Source organism: Flavobacterium sp. UBA4854 (genome assembly GCF_002399805.1).
GTDB classification, from domain to species: domain Bacteria; phylum Bacteroidota; class Bacteroidia; order Flavobacteriales; family Flavobacteriaceae; genus Flavobacterium; species Flavobacterium ginsengisoli.
Genome location: NZ_DHEI01000028.1, coordinates 19,360 through 33,900, shown reverse-complemented (window position 1 = coordinate 33,900; position 14,541 = coordinate 19,360). Strand labels below are relative to the sequence as shown.

13 protein-coding genes are annotated in these 14,541 nt (G+C 29.6%); 2 read left to right on the top strand and 11 right to left on the bottom strand.

Features of this window, described 5'->3' with window-relative positions; all coding sequences use genetic code 11:
- Together B3J44_RS03405 and B3J44_RS03400 are read right to left on the bottom strand one after the other, a co-directional pair.
- A partial coding sequence (locus tag B3J44_RS03405) for a GH25 family lysozyme (protein WP_286965797.1) occupies positions 1-545 on the bottom strand: 545 nt, incomplete at its 3' end.
- A 9-nt stretch (positions 546-554) separates the two neighbouring features.
- Entirely contained in the window at positions 555-1,271 is a 717-nt protein-coding gene (locus tag B3J44_RS03400) for a CDP-alcohol phosphatidyltransferase family protein (protein WP_278020460.1), read from the bottom strand.
- A gap of 276 nt (positions 1,272-1,547) precedes the next feature.
- On the opposite strand from B3J44_RS03400, the gene B3J44_RS03395 reads away from it, so the two are divergent.
- Positions 1,548-2,531 (top strand): PorV/PorQ family protein, encoded by a 984-nt coding sequence (locus B3J44_RS03395; RefSeq protein ID WP_349678284.1) that lies wholly within the window; start codon positions 1,548-1,550, stop codon positions 2,529-2,531.
- A gap of 33 nt (positions 2,532-2,564) precedes the next feature.
- On the top strand, positions 2,565-3,701 hold the full coding sequence (locus tag B3J44_RS03390; RefSeq protein WP_286965792.1) for a DUF4105 domain-containing protein: 1,137 nt from the start codon (positions 2,565-2,567) through the stop codon (positions 3,699-3,701).
- A gap of 5 nt (positions 3,702-3,706) precedes the next feature.
- Here B3J44_RS03390 and B3J44_RS03385 read toward each other — a convergent pair whose 3' ends face one another.
- From B3J44_RS03385 to B3J44_RS03345, 9 genes are all read right to left on the bottom strand, one after another.
- The gene (locus tag B3J44_RS03385) at positions 3,707-5,101 is read right to left on the bottom strand and encodes a sugar transferase (RefSeq protein WP_286965791.1); all 1,395 of its coding nucleotides are present in this window, start codon (positions 5,099-5,101) and stop codon (positions 3,707-3,709) included.
- A gap of 61 nt (positions 5,102-5,162) precedes the next feature.
- A complete protein-coding gene (locus B3J44_RS03380) occupies positions 5,163-6,509 on the bottom strand; it encodes an O-antigen ligase family protein (RefSeq protein ID WP_286965790.1) in 1,347 nt (448 codons plus the stop codon).
- 10 nt (positions 6,510-6,519) lie between these two features.
- Entirely contained in the window at positions 6,520-7,608 is a 1,089-nt protein-coding gene (locus B3J44_RS03375; RefSeq protein WP_286965789.1) for a glycosyltransferase, read from the bottom strand.
- Complete coding sequence (locus B3J44_RS03370) at positions 7,605-8,732, bottom strand: glycosyltransferase (protein WP_286965788.1); 1,128 nt, start codon at positions 8,730-8,732, stop codon at positions 7,605-7,607. Before B3J44_RS03370 ends, B3J44_RS03375 begins: the two co-directional genes overlap by 4 nt.
- Positions 8,719-9,132: a hypothetical protein gene (locus tag B3J44_RS03365; protein ID WP_286965787.1), complete on the bottom strand. Its 414-nt coding sequence runs from the start codon at positions 9,130-9,132 to the stop codon at positions 8,719-8,721. Before B3J44_RS03365 ends, B3J44_RS03370 begins: the two co-directional genes overlap by 14 nt.
- A gap of 355 nt (positions 9,133-9,487) precedes the next feature.
- Positions 9,488-10,480 (bottom strand): glycosyltransferase family 2 protein, encoded by a 993-nt coding sequence (locus tag B3J44_RS03360; protein WP_286965785.1) that lies wholly within the window; start codon positions 10,478-10,480, stop codon positions 9,488-9,490.
- A gap of 7 nt (positions 10,481-10,487) precedes the next feature.
- Positions 10,488-11,357, bottom strand: coding sequence for a hypothetical protein (locus tag B3J44_RS03355; protein WP_286965784.1), 870 nt, complete (start codon positions 11,355-11,357; stop codon positions 10,488-10,490).
- Positions 11,358-11,363: 6 nt separating this feature from the next.
- Positions 11,364-12,983, bottom strand: coding sequence for a hypothetical protein (locus B3J44_RS03350; protein ID WP_286965783.1), 1,620 nt, complete (start codon positions 12,981-12,983; stop codon positions 11,364-11,366).
- Between the two features lie 15 nt (positions 12,984-12,998).
- A complete protein-coding gene (locus B3J44_RS03345) occupies positions 12,999-14,537 on the bottom strand; it encodes a glycosyltransferase family 2 protein (RefSeq protein WP_286965782.1) in 1,539 nt (512 codons plus the stop codon).
- Between the last annotated feature and the right edge of the window lie 4 nt (positions 14,538-14,541).

Sequence of the window (14,541 nt, the reverse complement as noted above, 5' to 3'; positions counted from 1 at the left end):
AATTTTTCAATATCTAAAACTGGCGGAAGATCTCCTTTTTGCAATTTTACTGTTTTGATAAAAAGATCTGCCTGTTCAATAGAATTTTCGTTTGGGCGATAATAATGATAAGCGCCGCGCATAATTTTATTCTCTTTTGCACCTTCCCAATTTCTTTTAAACTGTCTGTCTACACGGTCATTTCCTGCTGTTGCACGAATAAAAACGAATTGAACAGGATATTTTTCATCCAAGATTTCGACTTCTTCCCAATCAACTTTTCCTTGAAATTCAGAAACGTCAATTCCAATTACTTTTCCTTTATGGTTTTCGAGAACACGAATGTTTCGAACATCAGAAAGATGTTTGTCTACCTCATCTTCATCTAAAACTCTTTCTGTTTTAAAACCTAAATAATAAGCAAGTCCTTTGCGATAATGATAAATTATCCCAATGAATAAAAGTCCGAAAAGAATCAATAAAAATGAACGAAAAAGCCTGCTTAGAAATGATCTTCCAGCGGGCTTTCTTGCATATGTTTTACGATAAGTCGTTTTTCTTGCCATTAAACAGAATTACTTTTTCAAGAAAAGATTATTGATAACTGACAACAATACATAAAAAGCAATAATTAGTGGAATTGCGATGTAATGAAGTAAAATAATCATCAATACCGAAATAACAAGAAACACAATTTGAAGAGCATTTTCTTTCAAACTGAATTTTTTAATTTTTAAAGCAAACAACGGGATCTCAGCATTCAAAATATAAGCACTACATAATGTTATAATCAATAAAACCCATTGGTTGGTCAATAATTCAAGAATAAGCAGTGACGATTCTGCATACATATCTAGAACAATTTGCAAACTAATAATAAAAAGAGCATTTGCTGGAGTAGGCAATCCGATGAAAGAATCTGTCTGACGAGTGTCAATATTAAAATTGGCCAAACGATAGCAAGATCCTAAAGTAATAATAAATCCTAAAAACGGAATTGCAGGATGAGTTCCTAATTCATGACCGCTATGCACAAACATACTATACATCACATATCCTGGAGCAACTCCGCTTGTTACCATATCTGCAAGAGAATCTAATTGCAATCCAAGCGGACTTGAAACTTTAAATAATCTAGCAAAAAAGCCGTCAAAGAAATCAAAAAAGATTCCTAAGCAAACCATGAAAAAAGCCATTAAATAATTGTTTTCGGAAATAAAGACAATTGCGACACAACCGCAGAAAAGATTAATTAATGTAATTAGATTTGGAATGTGTTTTTTAATATTCATAGCTTTAAATTTTGATAATGGCAGAGAACAAATTTAGTATAATAACTCGATGCAAAACGAGTTTTTTCGAGAGTTTTTTAATTCGAAGTGTGACTTTGGGAATATTTAACTAAAGGAACTTATTAGATGAGTAAAATATTATATTTTTGATAAAAATTTAAAAACAGGCCTCGATCTGCAAAAACATATACGTTGAAGAAATATTTAGTGTTTTTATTATTTTGCAGCTGTACTTTTCAGTATGCACAAACCGTTCGAAAATATTCGAATGAATTTATGAATATTGGGGTCGATGCCGCAGCTCTTGGAATGGCAAGTGCTGTGACTGCCGCAACAAATGATGTAACGGCAGGTTACTGGAATCCGGCAGGTTTAACTCATCTTGAAGATCATCAAATTGCTTTAATGCATGCCAGCTACTTCGCCAATATTGCACAGTACGACTACATAGGTTACGCAAGTCCAATTGATGACAGAAGTGCTTGGGGAATTTCGATGATTCGTTTTGGAGTAGACGACATTATGGACACGACGCAGTTAATCGATAATCAAGGAAATATTGATTATAACAGAATCAGCTTGTTCTCTACGGCAGATTATGGCTTTACTTTTTCTTATGCTCGAAAATTGCCTGTTGATGGATTTCAATATGGTGTAAATGCAAAAGTAATTCGCAGAATAATTGGGAAATTTGCCAATTCTTGGGGATTTGGATTTGATATTGGACTTCAGTTTGAAAGAAATGACTGGAAATTTGGTTTAATGCTTCGCGATATTACCACAACTTACAATGTTTGGAATATTGATGAAGAAGAATATGCTAAAATTGCAAATGCAATTCCGGGAGAAAACAACGAATTACCAGAAAGTACGGAAATAACATTGCCAAAAGCTCAATTAGGAGTTTCAAAAAGATTTGATTTCCATAACGAATGTAGTCTTGTCACTTCTGCAAATTTAAATATGCGTTTTGAGCAGACAAATGATATTATTTCATCAAAAGCTATAAGTATAGACCCAGCTCTAGGGTTTGAATTTGGTTATACCGATTTAGTTTTCGTAAGAGCTGGAGCAGGAAATTTTCAGAATGTAACACAATTAGATAATACCGAAAAAATAAACTTTCAGCCTAACATTGGTTTAGGGTTTAGATATAAAGGCATACAGATTGATTATGCTTTAACCGATTTAGGAAATCAAAGTACCGCTTTGTATTCTAATATTTTTTCGTTAAAAGTAGATTTGGGTATCTTTAGATAATTTAGAAACCGCAAACATTTAAAATTTTAAATCATGAAAACTGTCGTGTCCAAAAAAGCACTTTTTATTTTATTATTCTTATCAAGTTTTATTGGTTTCAGCCAAAGCTTAGCTTTATCGAAAGATGCCAAAATAAGCATTTTGACCTGCGGACTTGGAAACGAAACTTATTCTTATTTCGGACATACGGGAATTAGAGTTTTAGACCCCGTAAACAATTTTGATGTTGTTTACAATTATGGAACTTTTGATTTTAGAACTCCAAATTTTGTTTTAAAGTTTGCTAAAGGAGATTTACAATATTTTGCAACTGTACATTCATATGCCGATTTTTTCGAAGAATATACATATGAGAAAAGAAGTATTTACGAGCAGGAATTATTGATCTCACCAGATTTAAAACAAAAACTTTTTGACCAGTTAAATGCTGTTTTAGATTCTGAAGAGCGCTATTATACTTATAAATTCATCGATAAAAACTGCACTTCGATGGTTGTAGATGTCGTGAATAAAACTTTAGGCGGAGATATTATCGTAAAAACACAAGACACAGACAAAACCTATCGTTCTATCCTATTTCCTTATTTTGATGGCCATTTCTACGATCAGTTGGGAACAAGTATTATTTTTGGAACGAAAGTCGATCAAATGGGAACAAGAATTTTTCTTCCTTTTGAATTGAAAAATAGTTTAGACAAAACAAGTTTTCAAAATAAACCCTTAGCGGCAAAAAGCAAAACATTATTAGAGTTTGCAAAAGAAACACCAAAATCTTGGTGGAATAACATTTACACTTATCTCTTTATCTTGCTTTTTGTAATCTTTGCAAGAAACAAAACGGTAGATAAAATCTACTTTGTGATTTTATCTCTTATTGGGATATTCTTCGTTATTATGGGATTTTACTCTTTTCACCAAGAATTGGCGATGAATTACAATGTTCTATTATTTAGTCCGTTTTTATTGGTTTTAGTTTTGTTTTCTATTTTCAAAAACAAATTATGGACTTATAGATTTTCGCTAATCAACTTTGTACTTTTAGTGATTTACTTTCTATTTTTGATTAACAAGGCGCATTTCTTTATCACTTTGCCATTAATCATTACAAGTGGAGTGGTTTTAGTGCGAACAGCAATTCGTAACAAAAAACCTATTCCAATTATAATCTAAAAAAATTATTGCCCTCTGTAGAATAAAACCGTTGTAATGGTTTTGAAAGTGATGCTTAAATCAAGAAAAACACTTCTGTGCTTGATGTAGTATAGATCGTATTGAAGCTTAATCAAACTTTCGTTTATAGATTCTCCGTAAGAATAATTTACCTGCGCCCAGCCCGTAAGTCCAGGTTTAATTACATGGCGTGTTTCATAAAAAGGCATTACTGCGGCGATTTCTTCAACAAAAAATGGTCGCTCAGGTCTTGGCCCTATTACTCCCATATCTCCTTTTAAAACATTAATAAATTGAGGCAATTCATCAATTCTTGACTTTCGCATGAATTTACCAAACGGAGTAATTCTTTTATCATTATGAGTAGCGAAAACAGCGCCATTGGCTTCTGAATTCTCTGTCATGGTTCTAAACTTATAAATTTCAAAAATGATTCCATTCTTCCCTACTCTTTCTTGAGTATAAAAAAGACTCCCTTTGTTTGCGAAGATGTTGCAAAGAAAAATTATTGGGATAAAAAATAGGGAAATTAATAGCCCTAAAATAGAAAACATGATTTCTATAAGTCGAACAAAAGACAAATAAAGTTTATTACTATTGCTTCTGCTGAAAGGAAAAAATCTATAAAAATCTCTTTCTATATGATGAACGGGGATTCTTTGCGTTTTACTTTCGTAAACTTGAGTATATTCTCGTATAATAATTCCGTTTTCTAATAAATGAAGCAATTGCTGATATAAATCTGGAGTAATACCATCTGTATTTTGTGAAGCAATAATAATTTCTGAAATATGGTTCGTTGATACAAAATGTTCTAAATCATCCTTTTTTATTTCTTTTACGTAATGAAAATCTAAATTTTCATCTGCAATAGAATCGGAGTTTACAAAACCAATAATTTTATAATGCGGATCGACATTCTCCAATCCTAAAACCAGTTTTTCAACTTCATTTTGATCACAAATCAAAACGACATTTTGAGAAAATCTATGAGAAGCTAAAAAGTAGCAGTAAAACAAACGCCATAATAGTAATGTAATTAATATTGTGAAATAAAATATTAATATTACAACTCTTTGTTTCGGAAGTAAGGGAGAAAGAACTGGCGTAAATAAATAGGCCAAAACAGTAGCGGTAGCAGTAAAAATAACATTTTGAAGAATCTGAAGATGATTACTTGCTATCTGTAAATTATATATTTCGAATATTACGCCAAAAATGTAAAGATACACTATTAATAAAACAATACTTAAAGAACTATTTATTCCAAAATCAAAATAATGATACTCAAATATTGAACTTAATAGATATAAAGCGGATAAAACAAATACAGCATCAAAAGAAAGAAGTAATATTCTCCTTTCCGAAATTTCGAAATGCATTTTCTTTTTTGACAACATTATTTTTCAGTTTGTTAGGGGCTTAAACTTGAGGCAAATGTATTATAAAAATTGAATTTAGCTAATTTGCTTCTCCTGTTTTTTCAGGAATTTTTATTTGTACTGAAAGAAGACTTAATGCATATATAAATGCAGGAGCTGCGGTTCGCATAGCAGCGTGATTTATCGTAAGAAACCAAAAAACAAAAAATGAGAAAAAATATATATGTTGTTTATTATTAATATATAATGTGAAGGGTGTGATAAGAAGAATCAAGAATGCAAAAATTCCGAACAAACCATGTTCACTAAACATTCTGGTTATTTCATTGTGTGATGCAACTTCTTCATGTGTAATTAGAGCTCTCTCATACTTACTCATTCCAGCACCTACGCCAAAGATTGGATTATCAATAAAAATATCTGTCTCTTGATTCATAATCTCTTCTCTTCCTCCTAAACGATCTTTTTTCTCACGTCCTCTTGCATCCTTATTGGCATAGCGTTTTTCAATAAGACCGTTAGTTTGAAACGAACTATAAACCCATATTCCTGTGCCAACTAAAATCGTCAGAACAAATACGAAACTAAATTTTCTTTTTCCTTCAGCATTAGAAAAATAATATAAAACGGCAAAAAGACATGCAATCATAGCGGCTGCTGTAATAATTCCTCCTCTCGAAAAGGTAACGATTCCTCGATAACTGATAAAAATAAATAGCCCTCCGTTAATTAACAATTGTAATCTAGACTTGGAAAAAAGCACTAATTGCGTAAAAAAAACGAACATTCCAAGACCTAAAATTGTAGAAACCTGATTGGGACCAAAACCTCCTGAAGTTTCAAAATTTGATTGAGTCCCCGTTACAACATCCTTAATATTTGGTGTATATAAAAACAAATAAACTGTAGTAGTAACTATTGGCAATCCTAATGAAATTAAAATATTCTGAAGTTTATCAAATGTAATTCTTCTCTTAAACATATAAACAGCACAAATAGCCAAACACAAGGGACCAGACAAATTAAAAACTAAAACTTTTTTAACATCTACATTAAAAGTAGCTTCGCTAGTGGTTACAAAAATTGCCGGAATTAAAAAAATTATGTAAATAAAATATATAAATGCATTTTTAGAAAAATTGCTATAAATCATTCCATAAAGCATAAAAGCCATTACGGAAAACTTTACATATTCATTATTAAAATTACCTGCTGTCATACGAAGAAAAACCTCAGCACCTACTAGGTATGCACTAACAAACAGTGCTTCGTTATTTCTGTTTTCGTTTCTAGTGATTACAATAAACCCTATTAAAACAATCAATAAAGCATATATTTTTGATAAAAAAGGAATAACAAAAATAATTAATGCTATTAATGCATGAAAAACGATTATGGCTAAATAACTAAGTTTTTTATTTTTCATTATAAAATATTTACTTCGTAATGGTCGTTAAAGGTTTCAACCATGTCATGTATTCTTTTAAAATTGATTTTTCACCGAAATTTCTATTTACATAAAAATTCAGCTGTTTTCCTAATGATTTACGAATATGTTGATTCTCAATCAATATTTGAACTGAATTTATAAATTGCCCTAAATTATTAGAATCAATTATCAAGCCCTCTTTAGATGAGGGAATGACTTTTGAAATTTCGCCAACATTGGTTGCCACAACTGGTAAATTAGCTAGTCCGTATTCTAAAACAGCCAAAGGTAGTCCTTCTGAAAGAGAAGTTAAAACTGCTATTTCGCTCTGCTTTAACAATTCCTGAACGTTATTCACTGCTCCGTAAAAAAATACCGTTTCAGAAAGCCCTTTTTCTCTAACCAATTCTAATAAATTAGCGCTGTAGGAATCATTAAAGTCTTTGCCTATTAAATGAAAAGTCCACTCTGGAAATTTTTCATTAATTTCCTTTGCACCATTAATCAATAATTCATGGTTTTTTTGGGGGCGCAAATTTGCAACACAAATTATTCTTTGGCCATCATTTCCTTTTAACTGAAAATCATCAAAAAAAACAGCTGATTTGATTATAAAGTTTGGAAAATAAATAAGATTTTTACAATTCAAATAATTTCGAGCCCATTTTTGTAAAGAATCGTTTACAGAAATAATTCCTGAAAAGAGAAAAGATGAAAATTTTAATGTCAAGTTTTTTCGTAATGTAAGATTTTGTGAAATCCCATAGTGATCATGCCAGATTATTTTAATCCATGGCATTGTTATTTTTACTAAAACTGCAATAAAAAAAGAAGAGCTGTGTGCATGAATAAAATCTACTTTATTTTTTTTCAGATAATTTCTTAATCTAAAGATTGCAATTAAATCTATAGTAGATTTTCTCTTCAAGAATAAATATGTGACTTTTTGATCTATATGATCTAAAAGTAAACCCTCATTTCTTGTAGAGACTAATCCTGAAAATTCAATTTTGTTAGCAAGTGAATTTGCATAATTTATAGCCATACGTTCTGCACCACCAACCTCTAAAGAATCTATAATTTGTACAATTCTCATTTTATCAGCAATTTTTCGATTTCTTTTTCAAAAACATCTGTAGTAAAATTGCGTGACCACTTCATCGCTATTTTACTTTTCTCTAAATACGCCCTTTGGTTCATTATTAAATCTCCTATCTGCTCAGTATCTTTATCCAAATTCAGATCAAGGAGAGTTCCACGTTTACCAAAATCTAACATATAAGGAACACATGACACTTTTGTTGCTATTGGGATACATCCCCAAAACATCCCTTCTGCTATGGCTTTGGGCCACCCTTCGCTTTTTGAAGGCAGAATGACAAAATGACTTTTTTGATAAGCTGCTTTTAAAGCTTCTCTATTCTGATTTCCTTTTATAACGATATATTCATGTAATTTATACATTTTAATATAACCTTCTAGAGAATCTCTCTCTACACCATCTCCATACAAATCTAGAGTCACATTATACCCCGCTGTTACTAATCTCTCAATTAATTTGATAGCATATAAAGGATTTTTACCTGACACTAAACTTCCAACAAAAACAACTTTAGTTCCGTTCGTAAAATCAGCTTTTTCAACATTGGTCTTTTCTAATTCTGAGTAAGTTGCTGTAAAAAATGATTTTGTATTCTTTGATTGATTTTCCCAATATCCATATACTAAAACCTTCATGTTTCTTGTTAGAAATGTATTATTAAGAATCCATTTTTGCATCTGGTAGCTCCAAGGTTGTTTATTTTTAGAATCCCAATTTCCAGCATATTTTGCTGTCTTAATTTTATTTGGAAAAAGAATCTGAACAAAGCAGCCTATTAGCCCCATGTTTCCTGGGCATCTTAAATGAATATGATCTGCCTCTTTCATTGCCCAAAATATCTTCCAAAAAATAACAGGTAATTTAAAAATTGATGTGATAATATTTTTTAGATTAATAAAACTAAAATCAGGAACTACTTTAAAATTTATTCTATCGTGTTGATACGAAATGTCTATTGGAGTTATTTCCCGATTTCTTAATGGAGCTACAATAATAACCTCATCAACATATTTCAGCCAAATATTCATTTCTTGAACATACGGCGAGTATCCCAAATATTCATTGTTTTTGTATACATGAGATACATGAGTTATAATAACAAATTTAACTGAGTTCAATCTTGGTATTTTTTTCTACTATTGTTAGAATTCTTTTAATATAATTTTTAGGATGCAAATAATTCTCACTCCAAAGTAAATTATTTTGACCCATTTCTAGATATTTCTTTCCAGAAAGCAAATATTCTATCTTTTCTGGCAATTCTTGATAAGCGCTTCGGTTACTACTAAGTTTTTCTAAATTCCTTTTGAAATTTTCTACCTCTTTTTCATCAGTATTCGCATGATTGTTTGGATTCCATAATCGCGTATGAAAAATTATATTACCTCCAAAATCTTCTACTTTCTTCGGATATCTTTTAAAATCTAAAATAGCATGGGAAGAGTTTGTGAATAATGAAAACAAATCCATCGCCCTAATTATTTCTGTTCTACTATTTTTATTAAATAGTATATTCAAACTTAAATTCATTACCAATAAATGGCTCTTATACGACAATGAAAGATTAAATTTAAAGGATAAATATTCTTCTCATGATTTTCCTCTCGAAGTGATCTCTTAAAATAATAGTCGTACAAATTAGCCGAGTCTATAAACTCTGGGGCATCAGAATAATCAAAAAAAATACGTTTATTATCAATATTCAATATTGCGCCACTATGAGCTACTCGTTCATTTCTAACTATATTAACTGTTGTTCTTTCGTTTTTACAATAATAAAAATAGGAATATATCAGCTGATTTAAATGAGGTACCCAAGATGATATTTCTAATTTCATATGTATTTTTTCTTTAAATAAATTGCTTATTTTTTTTATAATGGTCTATCAAAAAACAAACTAAACCATCCAATTGTTCTGCCAATAGCTTCAGTAAAAGGAGTTTTTTTATTTTTTTCGGTCAAGGCATTTGTAAATCGAATCAAAGTCAATAAAATTGTAATTGCATTCCATTTCAATCGATCTTTAATTTTTGGATTTGGATTTTTTATTCTCCACACATACCAGCCATTTCGAACAACCATTTTGCCATATTTATATTGATTTGGTCTTCCAGCCACGTCATGAAAATGACTTAATTTTGCATTTGTATTAATTACATTTTTACCAAATTGCTGTGCTCTCAAGCTAAAATCTGCATCTTCATATAAGCCATATCCTTCAAAGAATTTAGAGAATTTTATTTCATTAAAAACCTTTTTTCTAAAAGACATTGACATTCCAATCAATAAATCAACTTCATAAATTTTACCCGTCATTGGAAATCCACAAGTTCTTCCGTGTGAATATAGTGGCATTCGCCCAGGTTCTAAATTAGACGCAAGTCTAAAATAATTTCTAGCAATATTTCTCAGACCTTCTGGATAAAAATATCCTTCAAACAAATAATACTTTTTAGTGTTATAAATGCTACTTTCTTTTTGTACTTGCCATTTATTTTCATTAATAGCTACTCCACCAACACCAACAATTTCATTATTATCTTGAAATGTTTTTACAATTTCGGCAAAATAATCAGGTTCTAAAATGGTATCGTCATCAAGAAAACATACTATTTCAGATTCAAGATTTACTTTAGAAATCCCAAAATTGCGTTGTTTAGTTAATCCTCTGTCTTCATCTTTAACTTTAAAATATTTTAGTTTTTCAAAAGTATTTTTTTGAAAAAAAGTATCAGTTTCATCATTTGTTGAACCATCCACAATCAAGATTTCATCAGGATATAAAGTCTGAAGCTTTACTGACTGAAGCAATTTACAGAGTGCCTCTGCGCGCATGTATGTACATATTATTAATGAAAAACGCATCTTCGAATTATACTTTTAAGACAACTAGAATATTTCCCGCAGTCAGTTCTTCATCAGAATATTTACTAAAATCTTCATGAAGTTTTACCTTTTTAAACAAATCATATTTTTCAGTTCCTTTCTGTAAACTTTCGTAATCCAGATACAAAATTTCATAATCATATTTCTTAAATATCTCTATAAATTGAGGCAATCTTAATCTGTTATGATAATCAAATTTAGTTCTAATTTTACCCCAATCTGTTTCACTATATTGCAAAAAATCATGTAGCGCCAAAGAACTATCTCCGTGCTGTCTTAAATCACTTGGAGAAATAAAATGAATTATCAACGAATCTTTTTTAAGTTGCGTTTTCATTTTTTTATGTAAAATATCAACATCGTTTTCCTTCATATGTGACAATACATATCTTGAAAAAACAAAATCAACTTCTGGAAAATCTTGGTTTATAATATTATAATTCGGAAAATATTCTACACCAACAGGAAGTCCGTATTTATTACGCAATTCTGGAATTACAGTAACATCATAATTTTTCGAAAAAAGACCATTCAATTCTAAAACAGTTTCTTTTTTAAAATGTTTATTAATATCAATTGTTATTACTTTTTCGGCTTCAAATTTATATTTAAAAAAATATGGCATTGTAGGAAACCATCCTGAACCAATTTCAAAAACTGTTTTGTTTTTTAAATCAATATTTAAATCTTTTAAAACTTTAAAAAGTCTTAAATAAGTTGGCTCAACACTCTTGAAACGATTCTCTAAAGTAGATTTATCAAAAAAACTCTGAATTTTATGATAGCAATAATCGTCTATTTTATTGGGCAGTAAGGCTATTGTCTTAAACAAAAATGTCTTTATTTTATGATTCATTTATTCTTAGTTTAATTTTCTCATGTCTAAAATCGAATTCATTTCTGCAAATAGATCACCATTTTGATCAATATTTAAAACAATTGTTTCGAAGTTTTTCCAATATTCAATAAGTTCTGTTAATGTCGGATTCCAAATTTCTTTGTTTCTGATTTTTTCTCCTAAAAATTTAAAATTATCAGATACCTTAATATCAATGGTTTTAGGATCCGAAAATAATCGTCCTTTATGATATTCCATTGGTACAGAAAAATAAGTATGCGCTATAAAAATACCTTTTTCATTAATAAGCGTTTCAAGATTATTTTTAGATAAAGATTTTTGAAAATCAAGCATTTCTAAAGTTTGAAAAATATAAAACTCTTTTTCTGCAATTTTATGTTTAAAAACAATAGGCGAATATTTTGCCAACTTATAAGGTTTGTTTTTAGAGGTATTCCAAGATAAAAGTATTGAAAAAATGGACAATCCAAGATCAAAAGAATTTTTAAGAAAAGGTAAAACAAACTTTATCTTTTTTTGAAAAACAATCTTCTTAAAATTACCCGCAACACTTTTATATTTTATAATCATATCTTCATCATTGTAATAATGAAAGACAATGTTTTTAATCATCAGCTGGATTTTTTTTACAAAACCCAAATTTTTATTTCCTTTTAAAAAACCTCCTAATGTAAAATGTCGAGAATTTAATTGATTAATAACTCCACTCGTGGAAGTTCCTGAGTCTATATAATTCCAAAGCGTATTGATATTTTTATCGCTTAACGTTTTTTCAAACTCTTTATCGCTCAGCCTATTTTGCTTTAAAAGAGAAAAATTATACGGCTGATATCCATGATCAATCCATACTTTTATATCCTTTAAGGGTGGAACAAATGCCGCAAAATCTTCAAAACTCCCAGCTTCGTTTTTTATGGATTGCGAAAGGGAATGATAACACAATTCATGTCCATCGTTTTCCCATTTCAAAAGTTCTTCTTTATCATTTTGAAATGAAGCATTATCAGCACGTTTCGAAAAATGATTTAAGAAAAAACCTTTTGTAATTTTTATTCGATTTTCTTTGAAAAACATTCTTTGTAACGAAAGATTTTCTGCAGTATCAAAATCACAATGATCCGTAAAACAAGCTATAGCAGTAAACGGATATTTAGATCTGCTGAACTCCAAAGCGTGATATTTAGGAAATAAAAGAGCTGGATGTTCTGGGAAATCAAAATTCTTTTTAGACGATTCCAAAACTTTTCTATTAGAATTTCCTGAATAAACAGTGATCGGTTGCGAAAAATCAGGATTGAAACGCCAAAGTAAAACATTATTTCTTTTTTTACTTATTTCCCAAATTCCAAAATGAATATTACTTTGAACCAATTGTCCGTTTTGAAGTTTTATTATTTTAGGACAAAATTGGTTTGCAATTCTATCTTCGTCACATTTTACCCATTTATAATCATGATTTCTAAATTCGAGAATAGGCTGTTCAAATACAATTTCAATATCAAAAGAGTAATGTTCAGAAAGATTTATTTTGGTAAGGTCAATGCTCAATTTATGTTTTTGATTTTCATCAAAAGCATAAATCTGTTTTATTGCATTACTATTTATTGAAATCGATTTTATCAATTTATTTGAATAAAATTATTGTTTTAATTTCTTTGCCCAAAACAAACTTACCTTCCATTGTTTGCGAAAGTTTAAAAAGTACTTTATTGGATTTTTAATATTTTGCTCTTTATAAAATTTAAAAAACAAAACCGTTTGATAACCGTTAAGTTGTTGTTGTTTTAAATTTAGAATTTTGTAAAGCATTACTGTTGGTGAAGGTTTTGGCTGAATTTTATCTTGTTGCCAAGCTAAAATCGGTTTTGTCCTAAATCCTCCAATTGGTGCTTTAAGATGAATAATTTCTGGTTTAGGCGCATAAATAATATCAAACCCAGAATTTCTTAACTGAGCTCCAAAATCACTGTCTTCACCGTAACCAAATTCAAAACTGGTATTGTAAAAAATAGCTTTAATATTGTTTGCTTTTACCACACTGCAACCTGAACCGAAATTGTCCCATTGAATTTTTTGTTTTTCCTTTTTATACTCAGGATAATTAAGTTCATAACACCCAAAAGTTATCTGTTCTGCACCTTCTTTTTCAATTAAACCTAATGCTTTTTCTAAAAAATCATTTGCAATTCGAATATCATCGTCTGCCATAAAAATCCATTCACTTTCAACTTCTTTTAAAGCTAAATTTCGCGCATTACAGGCTCCAGTCTGTTTCGTAAACGTATGTTTTATATTGAAAAGCCAATTTTCATTTACTAAATAGTCTAACTCTGAACTACTATTTAAATCTGAATTTTGTTCCACTATAATAACATTTTCGGGCAAAAGAGTCTGATTCGATAAATCTTTCAAGATATCGTAAAGATATTTTTTTCTTCCAATTGTTGGAATAATGATATCGATTGTCTTCTTATCAATAGTTTTCTTGGTAGATTGTACTTTTATTTTGTCTAATAAATCTCCATCTAACTTTCGTTTTTTAAACCAAATACTGTACAAAAATGGTAGAAAAAATATTTTTTTTTCATAGAGTAATACGTTTAAAAATAATAAAAAAGTCCAACGTGTTTTGTAATGTTGTTTAACAAAACGAAATGTCAAAAAGTTATTCCTTTTATGTTTTCCTTTATTTTTGAGAACATCCTTAATTAACAATGGTTCCGAATAACAAAAAAGCCCTGCTAATGATGCTAATTTTGCCATTGAATGCAAAAAAAAGTCAAAATTTACATCAACTTTAATTTTATTATTTAATGTATTTAGAACTTCTGCATGAATTCCACCAACATCTCCGCTCATCATCCAAGTCGGATAATTAATGTCTTTTTTAATATTTAAAAATAGTGATTCGTCTACATATCCTATTATTTCTGACATTAACGAATCTACTGATACATTATAAGAGGCTGTAATTTTCTTATGATGAAAAATTTCATCAAATTTATTTGTATTTAAATTTGACTTTAAATCTAAGCGGCACCAAATAATAAGCTCTTGAGGATATTTCTCAGCTATCTGAAATAAATTACAAGCTATACTCTTTTCAGAAAACAAAATATTTTCTTCACAAAAGTCAACCTCAACAATTTTATTATTTTGATGATAAACTATTATCACACTC

What these genes read in the sequence shown, in the direction of transcription:
- B3J44_RS03385 (WP_286965791.1), bottom strand. Translation starts at nt 5,101, where the DNA reads ATGTTGTCAAAAAAGAAAATGCATTTCGAAATTTCGGAAAGGAGAATA.
- B3J44_RS03375 (WP_286965789.1), bottom strand. Translation starts at nt 7,608, where the DNA reads ATGAGAATTGTACAAATTATAGATTCTTTAGAGGTTGGTGGTGCAGAA.
- B3J44_RS03395 (WP_349678284.1), top strand. Translation starts at nt 1,548, where the DNA reads ATGAATATTGGGGTCGATGCCGCAGCTCTTGGAATGGCAAGTGCTGTG.
- B3J44_RS03400 (WP_278020460.1), bottom strand. Translation starts at nt 1,271, where the DNA reads ATGAATATTAAAAAACACATTCCAAATCTAATTACATTAATTAATCTT.
- B3J44_RS03390 (WP_286965792.1), top strand. Translation starts at nt 2,565, where the DNA reads ATGAAAACTGTCGTGTCCAAAAAAGCACTTTTTATTTTATTATTCTTA.
- B3J44_RS03380 (WP_286965790.1), bottom strand. Translation starts at nt 6,509, where the DNA reads ATGAAAAATAAAAAACTTAGTTATTTAGCCATAATCGTTTTTCATGCA.
- B3J44_RS03360 (WP_286965785.1), bottom strand. Translation starts at nt 10,480, where the DNA reads ATGCGTTTTTCATTAATAATATGTACATACATGCGCGCAGAGGCACTC.
- B3J44_RS03355 (WP_286965784.1), bottom strand. Translation starts at nt 11,357, where the DNA reads ATGAATCATAAAATAAAGACATTTTTGTTTAAGACAATAGCCTTACTG.